Origin of the sequence: Pseudonocardia sp. ICBG1293, assembly GCF_020131355.1 — a bacterium.
Lineage (GTDB): Bacteria > Actinomycetota > Actinomycetes > Mycobacteriales > Pseudonocardiaceae > Pseudonocardia.
Window position 1 is genome coordinate 710,912 of the sequence record NZ_JAHLEL010000038.1, and the last position, 20,388, is coordinate 731,299.

The following is a 20,388-nucleotide window of genomic DNA, read 5'->3' on the forward strand; positions in this document are numbered from 1 at the left end:
CTGCGCCCGACGCCGTGACCTGCGGCGTCGTATCAGCGGGGGTGGGCAGTGCACGCGGTGCTACGAGTGGACGAGGTCGGTCGCGACCGGTCGGCCGTCGTCGGGGGGAAGGCCGCACACCTGGGGGAGCTGACCCGGACGGCGGGGGTCGCGGTCCCGCGCGCCTGGTGCGTGACGACCGACGCCTATCGCGCGGCCGTCGCGGGTGCGCCCGGGTTCGACGCGCTGCTGGACCGCCTGGCCGGGCTGTCCGCCGACGACACCGACGGGACCGCCGCGGTCGCCGCCGGGATCCGCGCGCTGGTGGCGGCACGACCGGTCCCCGAGGGCGTCGCGGCGGAGATCTCCGCGGCGGTCGGCCGGGCCCCGGCCGGCACGGCGTGGGCGGTGCGGTCCAGCGCGACCGCCGAAGACCTGCCGACGGCGTCGTTCGCCGGGCAGCAGGACTCCTACCTGAACGTGGTGGGTGCCGAGGCGGTGCTCGACCGGGTCCGTGCGTGCTGGGCGTCGCTGTTCACCGACCGCGCCGTCACCTACCGCCGGCGCCTCGGCCTGGACGACCGTGGTGTCGCGATGGCGGTGGTGGTGCAGGAGATGGTCGCCGCGGACGTCTCCGGGGTGCTGTTCACCGCCGACCCGGTGACCTCCGACCGGACCGTGACCGTCGTCGAGGCGGTGCCCGGGCTGGGCGAGGCGCTGGTGTCCGGGCTGGTGGCGGCGGACGGGTGGACCGTCCGCCACACCGGTGGCGTCGCCTCGGTGGTGGACGCGCGGAGGGCGCCGCGCACGGTCGCCGTGCGGCCCGCGCCGGGGGGCGGCACCCGCACCGAGCCGGTCGCCCCGGACGGCCCGCCCCTGCTCACCGACGACCAGGTGCGGGCACTGGCGCGGCTCGGCCGCACCGTCGAGCCGGGCCTGGGCAGCCCGCAGGACATCGAGTGGTGCCTGTCCGGTGGCCGGTTCCAGGTCGTCCAGAGCCGCCCGATCACCAGCCTGTTCCCCGTCCCCGGCACCGACGACGATCGCCTGCACGTCTACCTGTCGGTCGGCTACCAGCAGATGATGACCGACGCGATGCGCCCGCTCGGGCTGTCGGTGTGGCAGATGACGACGCCGCGCCCGATGGCCGAGGCCGGCGGGCGGCTGTTCGTCGACGTCACCGACGCCCTCGCCACCCCCTCCGGACGCGACGGCCTGCTCGCCGTGATGGGGCGGTCGGACCCGCTGATGACCGACGCGGTCCGCACCGTGCTCGACCGAGGCGTGGTCCCCCTCGGGGAGGACCCGGCGACGCCCGCCCCGGTGCACGGCGCGCCGACCACCGAGCCGCTGGACCCGGACCCCGCGCTCGTCGCCGAGCTGATCGCCGAGGCCCGGGCCTCGGTGGCGGCCGCGGCCCGCAGGATCTGCGGCCGCGTCGGGCCGGAGCTGTTCACCGCCGTCCGCGAGGACATCCCCGAGCTGCGGGCGCGGCTGAACAACCCGCGCAGCACCCGGGTGTTCATGACGGCGATGGACGCGGCGTACTGGATCGACGAGCACGTCGGCGAGTGGCTGGGGGAGCGCCCGTCCGACGCGTTGACCCGGTCGGCGCCCGACAACGTGACCTCGCAGATGGGGCTGGCGCTGCTCGACGTCGCCGACGCGATCCGCCCGTTCCCGGCGGCGGTGGCGCTGCTGCGCGGGGCCGGGGACGACGTCCTGGAGATGCTGCCGTCGGTCGAGGGCGGCACGGTGGCCCGGGACGCGATCCTCGGATGGCTCGACGACTACGGGGCCCGCTGCGTCGGTGAGATCGACATCAGCCGGCCGCGGTGGCACGAGCGGCCCGCCGCGCTCGTGCCGCTGATCCTCGGTCACATCGACACCGAGGAGCCCGGCGCCGGCCGCCGCCGGTTCGACCGCGGCCGGCGCGAGGCCGAGGCGACCCGCGAGGACCTGCTGGCCCGGCTGCGCGCCGGGGCCGACGGCGAGGCCCGTGCCGCCCGGACGGCGCTGATGATCGACCGCCTCCGGACCTTCATCGGCTACCGGGAGTTCCCGAAGTTCGCCATGGTCTCCCGGTACGCCGTCTACCGGGCCGCGCTGCTCGCCGAGGCGGACCGGCTCGTCGCCGCCGGGGTGCTCGAGGACCGCGAGGACGCCTACTTCCTGCGGTTCGACGAGCTGGAGCAGGCCTCCCGCACCGGTCACGCCGATCTCGCCCTGGTGCGCACCCGGCGGGCGGAGTTCGCCGCGTACGGGCCGCTGGTCCCGCCGCGGGTACTGACCTCGGACGGCGAGTGCCTGCAGGGGTCCTACCACCGCGACGACGTGCCGCCCGGTGCGCTGGCGGGGCTCGCGGTGTCGGCCGGCACGGTCGAGGGTCGCGCCCGTGTCGTCACCGACCTGTCCGGCGCCGCGCTCGAACCGGGGGACGTGCTGGTCACCGCCTACACCGACCCCAGCTGGTCACCGGCCTTCGTCACGATCGCCGGGCTGGTCACCGAGGTGGGCGGGCGGATGACCCACGGCGCCGTCGTCGCCCGCGAGTACGGCCTCCCGGCGGTGGTCGGGGTGGAGGACGCGACCCGGCTCATCCCCGACGGCAGCCGTGTCCGGGTGGACGGTGGCAGCGGCCTGGTCGAGATCCTCGGCCGAGACGTGTCGAGAACCGGCGGACGGAACCGTCCCCGGGGCGGAGCGGCCGCACCCGGGCCGCGAGGACGGAGGCAGTCATGACGGTCCTGCGGATGGACAACGTCGGCGTCGTCGTCGACGACATCGAGGAGGCGGTCGCGTTCTTCGCGGCCCTGGGGCTGGAGGTGGAGGGCCGGGCGACGGTGTCCGGGCCGGACGTGGACCGGCTCGTCGGGCTCGACGGCGTGCACTGCGACATGGCCGTCGTGCGCACCCCCGACGGGCACGGGCGGCTCGAGCTGATGCGGTTCGCGTCGCCGCCGTCGCCGGCCGGGGACCCGGGCGCCGCGGTGAACGCGCCCGGCATCCGGCGGATCATGTTCGCGGTCACCGACGTGGCGGAGACCCTGCGCCGGCTGCACGGACACGGCGCCGAGCCGGTCGGCGACGTGGTGCCGTTCGGCGGGGAGCACGTGCTCGCCTACGTGCGCGGGCCCGGCGGGATCCTCGTCGCGCTGGCCGAGGAGACCGGCTGACCCGGGACGCGACCGGCCGGTCCGGGCCGGCCGGTCGCCCCGGCCCCGGTCACCGCCGCCAGGTCCCGGCCGCCGCCTCCCGCACGACGTAGTCCTCGAAGGTGCGGGGCGCGCGACCGAGTACCTCCCGCACCCCGTCGGTGGTGGCGGCGAGGACGCCGCGCTCGATGAGCGCGTACATGGCGGTGACGGCACGGGCGACGTCGTCGTCGAACCCCTGGGCGGCCAGGCTCGCCGCGTAGTCCTCGGCGGAGACCTCGCTGTAGGTGATGGCCCGGTCCGTGGCGCGGGCGATGACGGCGACGGCCTCGCGGAAGGTCTGCAGCCGTGGCCCGGTGAGCTCGTAGGTCCGGCCGCCGTGCGCTCCGGGCTCGGTCAGCACCCGGGTCGCCACGTCGGCGACGTCGTCGATGTCGACCATCGGGTCGGTGAGGGTGCCCGCGGGCAGCGCCAGGTCGCCGGCCAGGAGGGGGGCGAGGTGGGCCTCCTCGGAGAAGTTCTGGAAGAAGTTGGTCGGGCGCAGGACGGTCCACTCCGACGACGAGGCCCGCACGGCGTCCTCGGCGTCGCGCATGTCGTCGCCGAAACCGGAACCGGCCCAGTCGTCGGCGCCGCGTCCGGACAGCAGGACCAGTCGCCGTACGCCTGCCGCCCCGGCGCGGTCGACGAAGGTGCCGACGGGCCCCGGGGTCGTCGGGGCCACGACGTAGGCGGCCTCCACGTCCGCGAGCGCCGCGTCCCAGCCGGTGGGGTCGTACCAGTCGAACGGGACGCCGCCGGTGCGCGAGGCGGCGCGCACCGGCACGCCCCGCAGCCGCAGACGGGGGACGATCCGCCGGCCGGTCTTGCCGGTGGCGCCCAGGACGAGTGTGGGTCGGGTGGTCATGGGGTCGAGTCAACCCGGGCGGTTCGGACGGATCCATGGTTCGGACACCGGATAGCCTGTCCGATCGTCTATTGTCGCCCGGGTGGATCCGTTCGCTGACCTGTTCCGGGGGCTCCGTGCCCAGGGGTCGTTGTTCGGCAGCTCGACCCTCACGGCGCCGTGGTCGTTGCTGTTCGTCGACGGCGCACCCCTCACGCTGTGCGCGATGATCGAGGGTGCGGGGTGGGTCGTGGTGGACGGCCGCGCACCGGAGTACGTCGAGACGGGCGACATCCTGATCGTCCGGGGGCCCGGCCCGTTCTCGTTCGTCGACGCGCTCGGGACGGCGGCGGAACCGGTCGAGTGCGGGGTGGACTGTGCCGTGCCGGAGCTGGGGGGCACGCGGCATCGGATCGGGTGGAGCGACCGCGGCCCGGACGAGCCGGCCGGGGACGGGACGACCACGCTGGTCGTGGGGGCCTACCCGGTCCGGGGCGAGGTCGGCAGGCGGCTGCTGGACGTGCTCCCCGAGGTGGTGCGGGTCGACCCCGGCGGCGCGACCGACGCCGTGCGCGAGCTGCTGGCGGTCGAGGTCGCCGTCGACGCGCCGGGGCAGCAGGTGGTGCTCGACCGGCTGCTGGACTGGGCGCTGGTCTGCTCGCTGCGGGAGTGGTTCGACCGGCCCGGGAGCGAGGCCCCACCGTGGTGGGCGGCCCAGCGCGACCCGGTGGTCGGCTCCGCCCTGCGCCTGCTGCACACCGAGCCCGCGGCGGAGTGGACCGTCGCCTCGCTGGCCGCCCGGGTGGGTGTGTCGCGCTCGACGATGGCCAAGCGCTTCGGCGACCTCGTCGGCGAGCCGCCGCTGACCTACCTCACCCGGTGGCGCATGACCCTGGCGGCGGACCTGCTGGTCGAGCGGGAGGAGGCCACGATCGCCGAGGTCGCGCGCGCGGTCGGCTACGCCGACCCCTTCGGGTTCAGCGCCGCGTTCAAGCGGATCCGCGGCGTGAACCCGAGCCGGTTCCGGCGGGCTGCGGTGTCCGCGTAGGGGTCGGCGGCCCCGTGACGGGGCACGGGGGTGGCGGCGGTCGTGGTCGTCCCCCGGCGGTGGGGCGGGCCGCGACGACGCCGGCCGGCCCCGCCGGTGCCGGGGTCACCGGGCCCCCGGAGCGTCCGGTCCGCGGTCGTCCGGAGCAGGGCGCGCACCGCGCAGGCCTGCCGCGACGAACGCGATCAGCCGCTCGCGCCCGCCGTCCCGCGACGGGTCCGCACCCGCGGACAGCGCGGAGAAGGCCAGTACGGTCCCGACCGCGAGGCGGACCCGCTCCGTCATCTCCTCGGCCGGGACGAGCCGCCGGAGTGCGAGCTCCTCGGTCAGCGCGCCGACCCCCGGGTCGTCCAGCACCCGGTCGAGCAGTCGCCGGTCGGCCGTGGCGTCCAGGGCCACCACGGCCAGCACCGCCCGGACGGCGACGGCCGGCTCGTGGTGGAGCACCACGAGCGGTTCGACGAACGCCCGCACGACCTCCTCGACGTCGGCCGTCGCGGCGAGCCGGCCGAACCGGCGTGCCCGCTCCCGGTTCACCGGCTCCAGCACGCGCGCCAGCAGCGCGTCCAGCAGCGCGCTGCGACCGCCGAAGGCGGTGGTGACCGCCGCGACGTTGACCCCTGCCTCGGCGGTGACGTCCCGGACGGAGAGCCGCGCGTGCCCGCCGCGGGCGAGAAGGCGCAACGCCGCATCGACCAGTCGTTCGCGCATGACCTCCTGTCGCACCACCGCGCAACGACCTCCCTGAACGCGTCGACGGCCGGACACCGTGCCATGATCTAAACACTGTTTAGGGACGGTGTGAACGGAGGGTGCGTATGGACGGCGGCGTCGTCCTGACCGACGTCCGGGTCTTCGACGGCGGGACGCTCGGCGAGCCCGTCGACGTGGCCGTCGCCGACGGGCGCATCGCGGCCTCCGCGGACGGCGCACGGACCGTCGACGGCCGCGGCGCCGTGCTGCTCCCCGGGCTGATCGACGCCCACGTCCACGTGGGGACGGTCCGGGAGCTGCAGGCCTACGGACGATGGGGCGTCACCTCCGTGCTGGACATGGGCGCCCCGGACTGGGCGGCGACCTCCCGGCTGCGGGGCAGGGACGGGCTCGCCGACCTGCGCAGCGCCGGCACGGTGGCCTGCGCGCCGCGGGGCGCGGCCGTGGCGAGGATGGGCTACCCGGCCTCCGGTGTCGTCCGCGGGCCGTCGGACGCGCGGCGGTTCGTCGCGGACCGCATCGCCGACGGGGTGGACCACATCAAGATCGTCCTCGAGGAGCGGCTGCCGTTCCGGCCGAGGCCCCTGGACGAGGCGACCACCTCGGCGGTCGTGACGGCCGCCCACGAGGCCGGCGTCCTCGTGTGCGTGCACGCGACCTCCACGAGGAGCTTCCGGATCGCGACCCGGGCCGGAGCCGACGTCCTCACCCACGCCCCGCTCGCCGCACCGCTGGAGGAGGCCGACGCGGGGCGGATCGCCGACCGGGGCCTCGCCGTGGCGCCCACGCTGGTGATGATGAAGAAGCTGGTCGAACGGTTCCCGGCACCCGTCACGCCGAGGAGGATCTCCTACGCACATCCCGCGGACACGGTGCGCACCCTGCGCCGCGCGGGGGTGACCGTTCTCGCCGGCACCGATGCCAACAGCGACCCGGCCGCGCCGAACACCGTCGAACACGGTGCGGCCCTGCACGACGAGCTCCAGCTGCTCGTCGAGGCGGGGCTCACCCCTGCCGAGGCGCTCACCGCCGCCACCTCGGCACCGGCCCGGGTGTTCGGTCTCTCCGACCGCGGACGGATCCGGCAGGGGTACCGGGCCGACCTGCTCCTCGTCGACGGCGACCCCACGGTCGACATCGCGGCCACCCGGAACATCCGTGGCGTGTGGATCGCCGGGCAGGAGGTCCGCTGACCCCGACGACGTCGCGCGGTCCGATCCCGCGGACGCCACCGGGGACCACCACGGACCCTGTTCGGGGACGGCGGCGTCGGGATCGTCGGCACCCGTGAAGGATCTCCCTCGTTGATGTCGGTCCGGCCCGGCATCCGCACCGCCCGCTGCCGGTCTCGGCGAGGGTGCTCTCCAGGGGATCGGGCGGCCCGCCCGGATCGCGGTCACCGCGGAGCCGTCCGGCGGCGTCGTGCCGGACCTCCGTCACGACGCGTCCGGCGCGTGCCGCCGTCGGCGACCGGTGGCGTCCCGGCTCCGGCACCGACCGTTCCCCGCACCACACCGGGGTGACCGGGGTTTCGAGAGAGAGGACCGATCGATGGGGTCAGCGCACGCAGGGGGGACGGGTACCGCGCCGGTGCCCGCCGTCGCCGAGGAGCGGGGCACACCGACTCCGTCCCGGGAACGCAGCGTCCTCGCCGCCTTCACCGAGCTGCACTCCCGTGACCCGCACCGCGAGCTGTTCGTCCTGGTGGACGAGCGCGGGCACGACACGGAGCGGCTCACGGTCGACGCGCTCGCCGGACGGGCGGAGCAGGTCCGTGCCCTGCTCGCCGCCGCCGGGACGCGGGCCGGTGACCGGGTGCTGCTGCTGCACCTCCCCTCGCTCGACTTCGTCGTGGCCTTCCTCGGTGCGCTGGCCGCGGGTGCGGTCCCGGTCCCCGTGGCGCCGCCCGCCCCGTCCGGGCCGGCAGCCGGTGTGCGTGCGGTCGCCGCGATCGCCGCCGCCTGCGACGCCAGGGCGGTGCTCACCCACGCCCCCTACGCGGCCCTGTGGGACGGCGCGGACCCGGGCGCGTGGCCGGACCTCCCGTGGCTGCGCCAGGACGGCCCGGCGGCACCGGTGGCGCCGCAGCCGCAGCCGTTGCGCTGGCACACCCCCGACGACCTCGACGAGCCCGCCTTCCTGCAGTTCACGTCGGGCTCGACCGGGTCGCCGAAGGGCGTGGTGGTCAGCCACCGCAACATCCACCACGAGCTGGACGCACTCGCCGCCGACCTCGGCCTGGGCGACGACACCGTCGCGGTGTCCTGGGTCCCGCACTTCCACGACCTCGGCCTGGTCAGCTTCCTGCTCAACACCCTGGTCGGGAACGCGGGGCGGACCTACGTCATCTCGCCGTTGAGTTTCCTGGCACGACCCGCCGTCTGGTTCGACGTGCTCTCCCGGGTGCGCGGCACCCACACCTCGGCCCCGAACTTCGCCTACGACCTGATGGTGCGCCGGACGACCGAGGAACAGCGCGCGGCCTGGGACCTCAGCGCGGTGCGCGTGCTCGGTTCCTCGGGGGAGATGGTGCAGGCCGGGACCGTCGAGCGGTTCTTCACCGCGTTCGCCGGGACCGGCGTCGCGCCGGAGGCGTTCCGGCCCGGCTACGGGCTGGCCGAGCACACGCTGAGCGTGAGCATGGGTACCGGCGGGCCGATCGCCCTGGACCGGGACCAGCTCGAGCGGCACCGGGTCGAGCCCGCGGCGGACGGGGCCGCCCGACCGCCTGCCGTGTTCTACGGCAGCGGGTGGGTGACCAAGCCCGGCGCCGTCGTCCGGATCGTCGATCCGGCGACCCGGGTGCCGTGCGCGGCCGACGGGATCGGGGAGATCTGGGTCGACTCCGCCACCAAGGCCCGTGGCTACTGGGGACTCGACGAACAGAGCGCGGCGACGTTCGGTGCGGTGACGGCGGACGGCGACCCCCGGCCCTACCTGCGTACCGGTGACCTCGGGTTCCTGCACGACGGCGAGCTGTTCGTGACCGGGCGGCTCAAGGACCTGGTCATCGTCCGCGGCCACAACTACTCCCCGCAGGACATCGAGGACAGCGTCCGGGGGGCGCATCCACGGATCCGCGGGGGCGGGGTGGCTGCCTTCTCCGTGCCGCCGACCGGCGACGCGGCGTCGGGGGAGCGCCTGATCCTGCTGGTCGAGACCACCGGTCCGGAGCCCGACGAGGCCACGGTTGCCGAGATCCGGCACGCCGCCCGCCGCCGGGTGCGCGACGACCACGGGATCGCCTGTCACGACGTGCTCGTCGGCACCGGACTGGTCCTGAAGACGACCAGCGGCAAGGTCCGGCGGTCCGCCTGCCGCGCGGCGTTCCTGGCCGGCGAGATCGGGTCCCGCGCGGGAGCCGCCGGATGAGCGAGGCGTCCGGTGTCCCGGGACTGCGGATCTCCCGGGGCCCGCAGGACCCGCGCCTGGAGGAGGTCGACACCGACTTCCGGGCCCTGCTCGACGAGTTCGGTGCGCTCACCCGGACCGGCCGGCTGACCCGCAGGCGGATCTTCCACCCCCGGGCGGCCGTGCTGCGGGGGAGCATCCGGTTCGTCGAGGCCCCGGGCGTCGGGGTGCATCCGTTCTTCGGCGCGGGCCGGACCCGGCCGGTGCTCGCCCGGTACAGCAGTGGCGGCTCCGCCGACGATCTCGCCCCGGGCACCCGCGGGGTCACGCTGCGCTGGCTGGATCCCGACGACCGGACCGACGGCGGCCCCTCGCCGCTCACGCTGACGTTCAACACGGGCGACCGCCTGTTCGCGCCGGACCTCGCGACGTTCGTGCGGTTCATGCTGGCCCGGGGTGACGACGAGCGTGCCGCGCTCGTCGGGGCCCTGCCGCCCGACACCTCCGCGGTGCTGTGGGACCAGGTCCGCGATCCGCTCCCGCTGCAGCGCTACCACTACCACTCGCAGGTTCCCCGCATCCACGTCGACGCGACCGGCCGGCCGTGGCTCGCGCGCTACCGGCTCGTGCCCGATGACGGCGGCCCCGACCTCGGGCACCACGATCCGGCCGGGCGGCCGGTCCCACCGCTGGTCCTCCTCCGCGACCCCGCCGAGCGGCGGTCGCCGACGGCGCTGCGCGACGACCTGTGCCGCCACGCCGGCACCGGGTCCGTCCGGGCGCTCCTGCAGCTACAGCTGCACCCGCTCGGTACCGACGCCGATGCCAACCGGGGCGCGCTCAGCCCGGCGGCGTACTGGCCGGAGACGGTGCATCCCTTCCGGACGATCGGTGAGCTCCGCCTCGACGCCGCGGTGGACGAACCGGTGGCCGAGGACGTGTCGGCGGACCCGGCGGTGGCACCGGAGGGACTGGGCCTCGCGCTGGCCCGCTCCCCGTACGAGGCGGCCTCGGTCGAACACGGTCGCGCCCTGATCTACCGCGCCGCGCACGCCGCCCGCACGCGCCGGGGTGCACCGCAGGCGGCCCGGGACCCGCGCGCCGACCTCGCGGGGGCGTCCGGCCGGACGGTGTGCGTGATCGGCGCCGGACCCGCAGGGCTCACCGCGGCCCACGAGCTGGAGCGGCTGGGGCACCGCGTCGTCGTCCTGGAGCGGGCCCGCGAGGTGGGCGGCAGGTCGGTGTCGGTCTCGGTCGACGGCCGCCCCTACGACCTCGGCGCGCACCTGTGCACGGCCCGCTACAGCGAGCTGGTGGCGCTGACCCGGGAGCTCGGGCTGGACACCGAGGACATGACCCTCACCCAGATCCACGAGACGACGACCCACACCACGCGCCTGCCGGGCGCCGCGTTCTTCTCCCGCGACGGTGCCGGTCGGTACGCCCGGCTCCGGGACGGTGCCTTCCCGGACATCGCCGGGCCGGGGCTGGCCCACTCGGCCCGCGCGCTGGCCGGACCCACACGGCCCTGGTTGTCCGAGCACGGCATCGGGAGCATGGCCGACTCCTTCGGGGCCGGGTACACCGCGTCCGGCTACGGGTACCTCGCCGACGACCTGCCTGCCCTCTACTTCGTCAAGCACGCCGAGATGACCGGGCTGCTGTCCCCGGACACCGCAGGTACCCGGCACGACGGCCCGTTCACCGTGGCCGGCGGCTTCGGCGCCCTCTGGCGCCGGCTGGCCGAGCGCCTCGCCGACGTGCGGACCGGCGTGGAGGTCACCGCCGTGGACCGCAGCGGCGACCGGGTCGAGGTCCGGACCACGTCCGGCACCGTGCGGGCCGACGACCTGGTGCTGGCCGTGCCGATCGACCGGCTGAGCGGGGTGCTCGACACGACCCCGGCCGAGGAGGCGGTGGCCGGGCGGGTCCGCTACGTCGACTACCACACCGTGCTGTGCCGGATCTCCGGTCTGCCGCGCGACGGCCTGTACCTCGTCGACGACGGGGACGGGGCCCCGCCCCGCGGGCACTGCGTCGCCTACCACCACCGCCACCCCGGCACGGACGTCTACACCTGCTACTCCTACGGCGCACCGGAGGGCGAGGAGGCTCCGGACGTCACGGCGACGCTGCGCGAGGACGTGGCCCGCCTCGGGGGTGAGGTCACCGAGGTGCTGCTGGCGCGCCGCTGGTCGTTCCTGCCGCACTTCGGCGGCGACGACCTGGCCGACGGGATCTACGACCGTCTGGACGCGCTGCAGGGCCGCCGCCGGACCTACCACGTCGGTGCGCTGCCCGCGTTCGACCTGATCGAGACCACGGTCGCGCACGCCCGCAGCCTGGTGCGGAACCGCTTCGCCACCGGGGCCCACACGCCCGTGCCGAGCAGCGACGGCACCGTCGCCGGTGGTGAGCGACCCGGCCGGGCCCCCGACGCCGCCGGGATCCGGTCCTGGCTGGTGGGCCGTCTCGCGGCGGAGCTCGGTGTGGAGCCCGACGAGATCGACGTCGACGCCCCCCTCGACCACCATCCGCTCGACTCGCTGGCGGTGGCCGGGCTGCAGGCCGAGCTGTCGGACTGGCTCGGTCTCCGCGTCCCGGCGACGATGCTGCTGGACCAGCCGACGCTCGCGGCCACCGCCGCGCGGCTGGCCGGGTCGCTGCCGGGGGCGGGCACGTCCGCACCGCCGGCCGGCGCCGCACCGCCCTATCTCGCGGTGCCACTGACCTCCGCGCGGCCGTTCTTCTGTGTGGGAGGTAGCGCCGGTTCCGCCCATCAGCTGCTGCCGCTGGCCAGGGCGCTCGGCCCGTGGCAGCCGTTCGTGGCGCTGCAGGCACCCGGGTACGACGGAGCGGAGGCGGTGCTGGACACCGTCGAGGCGATCGCCGAGCGCTACCTCGCCGACATCCGCTCGGTGCAGCCGCGCGGACCGTACCTGGTCGGCGGCTACTCCTTCGGCGGACTGGTGGCCTACGAGATCGGCCGCCGGCTGCGGGACGCCGGGGACGAGGTGGGCGCGGTCGTCCTGATCGACAGCCTCCTACCGGCTCCCGGTCAGACGCCGCCGGCGCACGACGAGGGTGCCGCCCTCGACGAGCTGGTCGCCGTGCACCGGGCGATGGCCGGGCGCAGCGGCGACGACCTCCTCCTCGGCCCCGGGCCGACCACCGCTCAGCGGCGCGAGGCCGCGTGCGCGGAGCTCACCGTCAGCGGAGTGGTGGGTGCCGGTGCCCAGCTCGACCGGATCCTGCCGGTCTACCAGTCGAACCTGGAGGCGAACGTGCGCTACCGGCCACCGGCGTCGGACCTGCCGGTCACGCTCCTGCGGGCCGCCGACCCGTTCCCCCCGGTGATGCGCGCCGACCGTCGCCCGCACACACCGCCCGGCGACCCGGCCCACGGGTGGGGCCGGGTGCAGGCCGGGGGGCTGCAGGTGGTGGAGGTGCCCGGCAACCACTTCACGGTGTTTGCGGCCGACCGGGTGCGCGGGCTGGCCGACGCCCTCGCGCGAGTGCTGCACGAGGTTCCCGTGCCCGCCGGGCAGCCGTCGTGACCTCCACGGCCGCCGGTGCGGATCTCGCCGAGGTCGTCCGGCGCGTCCGCGAGCCGGTGCACGTCGTCGTACGGGACGGCGGCGGGGTCGACGCGATGGTCGGGGACCCGGAGGGACTCCGGGTGCTGGGGACGCTGCCTCCGCTGTACCCGGAGTGGCTCGGCGACCGGTCGTTCGGTGAGCAGCACGGTGCCCGGTTCCCCTACGTGGCGGGTGAGATGGCGAACGGGATCGCCACCACGGACATGGTGGTGGCGATGGGCCGGGCCGGCATGCTCGGCTTCTTCGGTGCGGCCGGGCTGGCACCGACGGCCGTCGAGGCGGCCGTGCACCGGATCCAGGAGGCGCTGCCCACCGGCCGGAACTGGGGCGTCAACCTCATCCACGCCCCGCAGCACCCGGAGTGGGAGCAGGCCATGGTGGACCTCCTGGTCCGCGCCGCCGTGCCCGCCGTCTCGACCTCGGCCTTCATGGACCTGACCCCGACGGTCGTCCAGCTCGCCGCGAGCGGCCTGCGCCGCGACGGTGACGGGCGGGTCGTCCGTCGTACCCACGTCCTCGCCAAGGTCTCCCGCCCCGAGGTCGCCGAGAAGTTCCTGTCCCCGCCGCCCCGCGCCGTCCTGGAGGCGCTGCGCGCCGCCGGACGGATCACGGCCGAGGAGGCCGAGCTGGCCGCACGGGTACCCGTGGCAGGCGACCTGACCGTCGAGGCCGACAGCGGCGGGCACACCGACAACCGGCCGCTGGTGTCGGTGCTGCCCCGCATGCTGGCGCTCGCCGCCCGCGTCGCCGAGCGCGAGGGCCTCGGAAGGCCGGTGCGGGTGGGGGTCGCCGGAGGGCTCGGCACGCCGCACGGGATCGCGGCGGCCTTCGCCGCCGGGGCGGCCTACGTGGTCACCGGCTCGGTGAACCAGACGTGCCTCGAGGCCGGCATCTCGGCCGACGCCAAGGAGCTGCTCGCCGGGGCCGATGTCGCCGACGTGATGATGGCTCCGGCGTCGGACATGTTCGAGCTCGGCGTCAAGGTCCAGGTGCTGCGACGCGGGACGATGTTCGGTCCACGGGCCAACCTGCTCTACCAGGTCTACCGGGACCACCCGTCGTTGGAGGCGGTCCCCCCGGTCGAACGGGAGCGGCTCGAACGCTCGGTGTTCCGGGCCGGTCTCGACGAGGTCTGGTCCCGGACCCGGGAGTACTGGATGCGCCGTGATCCCGCGGAGGTCACCCGGGCGCAGACCGATCCGAAGCACCGCATGGCACTGGTCTTCCGCTGGTACCTCGGCCGGGCGAGCTGGTGGGCGATCGAGGGCGAGACCGACCGGCGTGCCGACTACCAGCTCTGGTGCGGCCCGGCCACCGGAGCGTTCAACGACTGGGTGCGCGGCACCTTCCTGGCCGACCCGGCCCGCCGCGAGGTGGTGCAGGTGGCCCGCAACCTGCTGGAAGGCGCCGCCGTGCTCACCCGGGCCCAGCAGCTGCGTTCCTACGGCGTCCCGGTGCCGCCCTCGGCGTTCGGGTTCACCCCCCGCCGACTCGCGTGAGGAGCAGACGATGAACGAGACCGCGCAGCGGACGGGCCCGCCGATCGCCGTGATCGGGGTGAGCGCGCTGCTCCCGGGCGAGACCGGTCCCGGGGGCTTCTGGCGGACGGTGGTGTCCGGCACCGACCACGTCACCGACGTACCGCCCACGCACTGGCTCGTGGCCGACCACTACGACCCCGACCCGGCCGCGCCGGACAAGAGCTACGCCCACCGCGGCGCGTTCCTGTCCCCGGTGCCCTTCGACCCGCTCGCCTTCGGCATCCCGCCACGGGCCATCGAGGCGACCGACACCAGCCAGCTCCTCGCGATGGTCGCCGCGGAGCAGCTCCTCTCCTCGCTCGGTCCGGACGGGTTGTCCTCGGTGGACCGTGAGCGCACGAGTGTGATCCTCGGTACCTCGTCGCTGGAGCTGCTCACCACGATGGGTGCGCGGATCCAGCGTTCGGTGTGGCTCGACGCGATGCGGGAGAGCGGCATCGGTGAGGCCGAGGCCGAGGCGGTGTGCGACCGGATCGCGGCCCGCTACGTGCCGTGGCAGGAGGCGACCCTGCCCGGCCTGCTGAGCAACGTGGTCGCGGGCCGGGTGGCGCACCGGTTCGACCTGCACGGCAGCAACTACACCACCGACGCCGCCTGTGCGAGCTCGCTCGCCGCGGTGTCCAGCGCGGTCAACGAGCTCGCCGTCGGGCAGGCCGACCTCGTCGTCACCGGCGGGGTGGACACCCTCAACGACCCGGTGATGTACACGTGCTTCAGCAAGACCCCCGCGCTGTCCCCGACCGGGGACTGCCGGCCGTTCGCCGACGACGCCGACGGGATGATCCTCGGCGAGGGCATCGTGATGTTCGCCCTGCGCAGGCTGGCCGACGCCGAGCGCGACGGCGACCGGATCATGGCGGTGATCCGCGGGATCGGGACGGCATCGGACGGCCGGGGCGGGGCGATCTACGCGCCCCGGGCCGGCGGCCAGGCGCGTGCCCTGCGGCGTGCCTACGAGTCGGCCGGGTACGGCCCGGAGACGGTGGAACTCGTCGAGGCCCACGGCACCGGCACCGTGGCCGGGGACGCGGCGGAGTTCGCCGCGCTGCGCACGGTCTTCACCGAGTCCGGCCGGACCGGTACCGGGTGGTGCGCGCTGGGGTCGGTGAAGTCGCAGGTCGGTCACACCAAGCACACCGCGGGGGCCGCGGGTCTGCTCAAGGCCGTCCTGGCGCTGCAGCACCGGGTACTGCCCCCGACGATCAAGGTGGACCGGCCCAACCCCCGGCTCGGGATCGAGGACAGTCCCTTCTACCTGAACACCCGGGCCCGTCCCTGGGTCAGCGACGGCAGCCATCCCCGCCGGGCCGGCGTCTCCAGCTTCGGTTTCGGCGGCACGGACTTCCACGTCACCCTGGAGGAGCACGTCGCGGCGCCGGGCGCGGTACGGCCGGCGCGGTTGCGCGCGTCGTCCAGCGAGGCGGTGCTCCTCGCCGCGGCCTCGCCGGCCGCACTGGTCGCCGAGGCCCGGTCCCGTGCCGGGGAGGCCCGCGACCTGGTCGCCCTCGCCCGGCGCAGCCACACCGCGTTCGATCCCGGTGCGCCGTGCCGGCTGGGGCTGGTCGCGAGCTCGACGGCCGACCTGGCGGCGGAGCTCCGCGCGGCCGCGGACCGGATCGAATCCGCGCCGGAGGTGTCGTTCGACGGCCCCGGCGGGACGGTCTACGGCGCGGCGACCGCCGACCGGGGCCGGGTGGCGTTCCTGTTCTCCGGCCAGGGCAGCCAGTACGTGGGCATGGGCGCCGAGCTGGCGATGCTGTTCCCCGAGGCGCTGGAGCGCTGGGACGCCGTCGCCGCGGCGCACGGGACCGGGGACGAGCCGCTGCACCGGGTCGTGTTCCCGCCACCGGCGTTCTCCGACGAGGACCGTGCTGCCCAGCGGGCACGGCTGACCCGCACCGAGTGGGCGCAGCCGGCGCTCGCCGCGCAGAGCCTCGCCACCTTGGGGCTGCTCGAGCGCCTCGGGGTACGCCCCGACGTCGTGGGTGGGCACAGCTTCGGTGAGCTCGTGGCCCTGCACGCCGCCGGGTGCGTCGACGCGCAGACCCTGGTCGAGCTCGCCCGGCGGCGGGGTGAGCTCATGCGGGACGCGGCCGACGTGCCGGGCGCGATGGCCGCACTGGTCGGGAGCGTCGACGAGGCACGCGAGCTGGCCGCGGCCACCGGTTCCGACGAGCTGTGGGTGGCCAACCACAACGCACCCAGCCAGGTCGTCGTGTCCGGTTCCGCGACGGCGGTGGAGGCCTTCGAGCGCGCGGCCGCCGAGGCCGGGCGCACCGTGCGCCGGCTGGAGGCGTCCGGTGCCTTCCACAGCCCACTGGTCGCGGGTGCCGCCGTGCCGTTCCGCCGGGCGCTGCGGGACGCGACCGTCGCCGCCCCCCTGCTCCCGGTCTACGCGTGTGCGGACGCGACGGTCTACCCGGACGATCCGGATGCGGTCCGCGACGGATTGGCCCGCCAGCTGGAGGTCCCGGTCCGCTTCGTCGACCAGATCGAGGCGATGTACGCCGACGGGGTGCGGACGTTCGTCGAGATCGGCGCGAACGCGACGCTGACCCGTTTCACCGGGGAGATCCTCGCCGGGCGTGAGCACCGCGCCGTCGGCCTGGACCGGGCGTCGGCGACCGGGGTCGACGCGGTGCACGAGGCACTGGTCCGGCTGGCCGTCGGCGGGGTCGGCGTCGACCTCGCGGCGCTGTGGTCGTCGTACGAACCCCTGAAGGAGGACCACGGAGTGGATGCACGGACGCCGGCGATGAGCGTCGAGCTGCTCGGAGCCAACTACGGCAAGCCGTACCCGAGGACCGAGGAGGCACCGCCGGCGCGGCCGGCCGCAGCCCCGCCGTCGCGTCCGGCCACACCGGCTCCGCCCGCCGGCCCGCCGGCCGCGGCCCCCACCCACCCGGTGGCCGACGCCCCCACCCGGCCGGCGGCCGCGACCCCCACCCGCCCCGTGCCCGGTGTCCCGGACGGCCCGGCCCCCGCGCCCTCCACCGGTCCGGCGCCCGCTCCGCTCCCGGTCGCGGTCCGGGCCGCGGCCGTGGAGCCGCACCACCCTTCCGGCCCGCACCGCGGCGCATCCGAGGCCGCCGGTGGGGTGGAGTGGCTGCGCGTGCTCCAGGAGACCCAGCGCCAGGCCGGCGCGGCCCACGCCGCCTACCAGCGGGCGATGGCGGAGTCCCATCTCGCGTTCCTGCGGCTGTCCGAGACCGCGCTGGCCGGGTTGGCCGGGAGCCCCGCACCATCCCCGGTGTCGTCGCCCGCGCTCCCGCAGGCCGCGTGGGCCCCCGAGCCGGAGCCGTACGCGTGGTCCGAGCCCGCACCCGGGACGGCCGCCGGATCCGATCCGGCGCCCCGGCCGGTGCCCGCGTCCCCGCCGGTGCCCGCACCTGAGGCGATGCCCGCACCTGAGGTGATGCCCGAGCCCCCGGCGGCACACCCGGCGGCCGGCACGGCCCCTGCCGAGCACGCCGAGCCGGCGGTCCCGGCAGGACCCCGGCCCGGCTCCGGGCCGGTCCCGGAGGTCACCGGTCCGGGATCCGCCGTGTCGGTGGGTGTGGGGTCGGTGGGTGTCGAGGGGTTGTTGGGGGTGGTGGCGGACAAGACGGGTTATCCGGTGGACGTCCTGGATGTGGGGATGGAGCTGGAGTCGGATCTGGGGATCGATTCGATCAAGCGTGTGGAGATCCTGTCGGCGGCGCGGGAGAGGTTCGGTCCGTTCGCGGAGGTGGATCCGGCGGAGTTGGGTGCGGCGCGGACGTTGGGTGATGTGGCTGCGCTGCTGGGTGTGGGGTCGTCCCCCGACGCCCCCGGCACCGGCGCGACCGCGGGCGACGAGCGGGCCGCCGAGCCGGTCGGCCCCGCGCCCGCACCGCAGCCTGCCCCCGCGTCCACGGCGGGGCCCCGGCGGCTCACCGTCCGCCCCGCTCCGGTTCCCGCCGCGGGCACGGCCCTGCCCGGGCTGACCGCCGGCGACGTCGTGGTCACCGGGGAACCCGAGGCACTGGTCAGCCGGCTCGCCGAGGAGCTCACCGCCCACGGCGTCGACGCCCGCTCCGCGGTGTCGGTGCCACCCGGCGTCCACGGCGTGGTCCACCTCGCAGGCCTCGGTACCGGCGACGCGCTCGGCACGGCCTGGTCCGCCTTCTCCCGGGCCCGGGAGTTCGCGGCCACCCGGGCACCCGGTGCCGGTGTGTTCGTCACGGTGCAGGACACCGGCGGCGACTTCGGCACCACCGGCGTCACGGCCCCGCGGCCCGGTGGCGGCGTCGCCGCGCTGACCCGTACCGCGGCCCGGGAGTGGCCGGGTACCGGCGTCAAGGCGCTCGACGTCGACACCGCGGGCCGCAGCGCCGACGAGGTCGCCCGGCTCGTCGCCACGGAGCTGCTGACCGGCGGCGCCGCCACCGACGTCGGCCTGTCCGAGGCGGGCCGCGCGGTGCTGGAGACGGTGGAGCTCCCGCCGCCGGCCCTCCCCGTCGACCCCCGGATCGGCCCGTCGTCGGTGATCGTCGCCAGCGGCGGCGGCCGCGGGGTCACCGCGGCCGCCCTGGTCGCGCTGGCCCAGCGGTGCTCGCCCCGGATCGTGCTGCTCGGCCGCACACCACTGACCGAGGAGCCCGCGGCCTTCCGGCACGCGCAGGACGAGGACGCCGTCCGCCGGGCCGTCGTCGAGCAGCTCCGGGGCGCGGGCTCGGTGCCGTCACCGCGGAGCATCCGGACCGGGACCGACGGGGTGCTCGCCGTCCGGGAGATCCGGGCGACGCTGCGTGCACTGGAGGCAGCCGGGTCCCCTGCGCGGTACGTGGTCGCCGACGTGACCGACCCCGCGGCGGTCCGGGACGCGCTGGCCGGGGTGCGCGCGGAGTGGGGCCCGGTCACCGGCGTCGTCCACGGGGCGGGCGTGCTGGCCGACAAGTACATCGTGGACAAGACCGACGAGCAGTTCGGCACGGTGCTGGACACCAAGGTCGGCGGGCTGCGGGCGCTGCTGGCCGCGGTCGAGGACGATCCGCTCGACCTGCTGTGCGTGTTCTCCTCGGTCGCGGCGTGCGACGGCAACGCCGGCCAGAGCGACTACGCGGTGGCGAACGAGATCGCCACCGCGCTGGCCGCGGCGGAGGGGCTCCGGCGGCCGGGATGCCTGGTGCGCTCGATCGCCTGGGGTCCGTGGGACGGCGGCATGGTCGACGCCGCCCTCGCCGACCGTTTCCGGGCCGCGGGCATCCGCCCGATGACCCTCGCCGACGGCGCGCGGGCCTTCGTGGACGAGGTCCTCGGCGAGCACGAACCGCTCTGCGTCGTGCGGACCGACGGGCGTCCGGCGACGGCCCGTGCCGTGGGCGGGGAGCTGACCCCGTCCGTACGCGGCCTGCCCGTCCTGGCGGACCACGCCGTCGCGGGGACCCCGGTGCTCCCGCTCGCCCTGATGATCGAGTGGCTCATCGGTGCCGCCCGCGGTGTGCCGGGGGCGTCCGGTGTCGGGCTGGCGGACCTGGAGGTACTCAGCAAGATCGCGTTCGACGGTCCGGACGGTGGCCCCGGCACGCTGCGGCTGACCGTCGGCGGCGAACCGGGCGGCCCCGTACGGCTCGGCATCGAGGGTCGGCGCCCGCACGCCCGTGCGGTCGTCGACGAGGCGCCGGCCCGGCCGGAGACGCCGTGGGAGGTATTCGACGGCCTGCGTCCGCTGGGCCGCGACACCTACGACGGGCACGTCCTGTTCCACGGTCCGGCGTTCCGGTCGATCGTCGGGTTCGACGGGCGCAACCGGGCCGGGGCGAGCGGCACCCTTGCCGGGACGTCCCGGTTCGGCTGGCCGGAGGCGGACCGGCACACCGACCCGGCCGCCGTCGACGGGGCGCTGCAGCTCGCGACCCTGTGGGCCGAGGGCGTGCTGGGGACAGCGGTGCTGCCGATGGGGGTGAGCGGGTTCCACTGCCCGGTGCCCGGTGCGGTGCCGGACACGGCGACGGCCCGGGTCCGCGGCGGGCCGGTCGGCGCCAGCGAGGCCCGGTGCGACGTGCGGGTGTCCGACCCGGACGGTCGGGTCCTGTTCGAGCTGCGCGGGGTCCGGCTGGTCGCCCGGCCCGACGACGCCCCGTCGGACTAGGAG

Annotated in this window: 10 protein-coding genes; 8 read left to right on the top strand and 2 right to left on the bottom strand. The window is 75.9% G+C overall.

Features of this window, described 5'->3' with window-relative positions:
• The first annotated feature begins 66 nt into the window (after positions 1-66).
• Positions 67-2,721 (top strand): rifamycin-inactivating phosphotransferase, encoded by a 2,655-nt coding sequence (gene rph / locus KPF47_RS17140; RefSeq protein WP_224389746.1) that lies wholly within the window; start codon positions 67-69, stop codon positions 2,719-2,721.
• Complete coding sequence (locus KPF47_RS17145) at positions 2,718-3,155, top strand: VOC family protein (RefSeq protein WP_224389747.1); 438 nt, start codon at positions 2,718-2,720, stop codon at positions 3,153-3,155. The genes rph and KPF47_RS17145 overlap by 4 nt, the downstream gene beginning before the upstream one ends.
• Before the next feature lie 49 nt (positions 3,156-3,204).
• On the opposite strand, the gene KPF47_RS17150 is transcribed toward KPF47_RS17145, so the two are convergent.
• Positions 3,205-4,041 (bottom strand): NAD(P)H-binding protein, encoded by an 837-nt coding sequence (locus KPF47_RS17150; RefSeq protein WP_224389748.1) that lies wholly within the window; start codon positions 4,039-4,041, stop codon positions 3,205-3,207.
• A gap of 82 nt (positions 4,042-4,123) precedes the next feature.
• On the opposite strand from KPF47_RS17150, the gene KPF47_RS17155 reads away from it, so the two are divergent.
• A complete protein-coding gene (locus KPF47_RS17155) occupies positions 4,124-5,068 on the top strand; it encodes an AraC family transcriptional regulator (RefSeq protein WP_224389749.1) in 945 nt (314 codons plus the stop codon).
• Positions 5,069-5,173: 105 nt separating this feature from the next.
• On the opposite strand, the gene KPF47_RS17160 is transcribed toward KPF47_RS17155, so the two are convergent.
• On the bottom strand, positions 5,174-5,797 hold the full coding sequence (locus KPF47_RS17160) for a TetR/AcrR family transcriptional regulator (protein ID WP_224389750.1): 624 nt from the start codon (positions 5,795-5,797) through the stop codon (positions 5,174-5,176).
• An 89-nt stretch (positions 5,798-5,886) separates the two neighbouring features.
• On the opposite strand from KPF47_RS17160, the gene KPF47_RS17165 reads away from it, so the two are divergent.
• From KPF47_RS17165 to KPF47_RS17185, 5 genes are all read left to right on the top strand, one after another.
• Complete coding sequence (locus KPF47_RS17165; RefSeq protein ID WP_224389751.1) at positions 5,887-6,975, top strand: amidohydrolase family protein; 1,089 nt, start codon at positions 5,887-5,889, stop codon at positions 6,973-6,975.
• Between the two features lie 358 nt (positions 6,976-7,333).
• Entirely contained in the window at positions 7,334-9,154 is a 1,821-nt protein-coding gene (locus tag KPF47_RS17170; RefSeq protein ID WP_224389752.1) for an AMP-binding protein, read from the top strand.
• Positions 9,151-12,690 carry an FAD-dependent oxidoreductase gene (locus tag KPF47_RS17175; protein ID WP_224389753.1) on the top strand — a complete coding sequence of 1,180 codons (3,540 nt, stop codon included), beginning with the start codon at positions 9,151-9,153 and terminating at the stop codon, positions 12,688-12,690. Before KPF47_RS17170 ends, KPF47_RS17175 begins: the two co-directional genes overlap by 4 nt.
• A complete protein-coding gene (locus KPF47_RS17180; protein WP_224389754.1) occupies positions 12,687-14,231 on the top strand; it encodes a PfaD family polyunsaturated fatty acid/polyketide biosynthesis protein in 1,545 nt (514 codons plus the stop codon). The genes KPF47_RS17175 and KPF47_RS17180 overlap by 4 nt, the downstream gene beginning before the upstream one ends.
• Before the next feature lie 10 nt (positions 14,232-14,241).
• Positions 14,242-20,385 (top strand): type I polyketide synthase, encoded by a 6,144-nt coding sequence (locus tag KPF47_RS17185; RefSeq protein ID WP_224389755.1) that lies wholly within the window; start codon positions 14,242-14,244, stop codon positions 20,383-20,385.
• Positions 20,386-20,388: the final 3 nt, after the last annotated feature.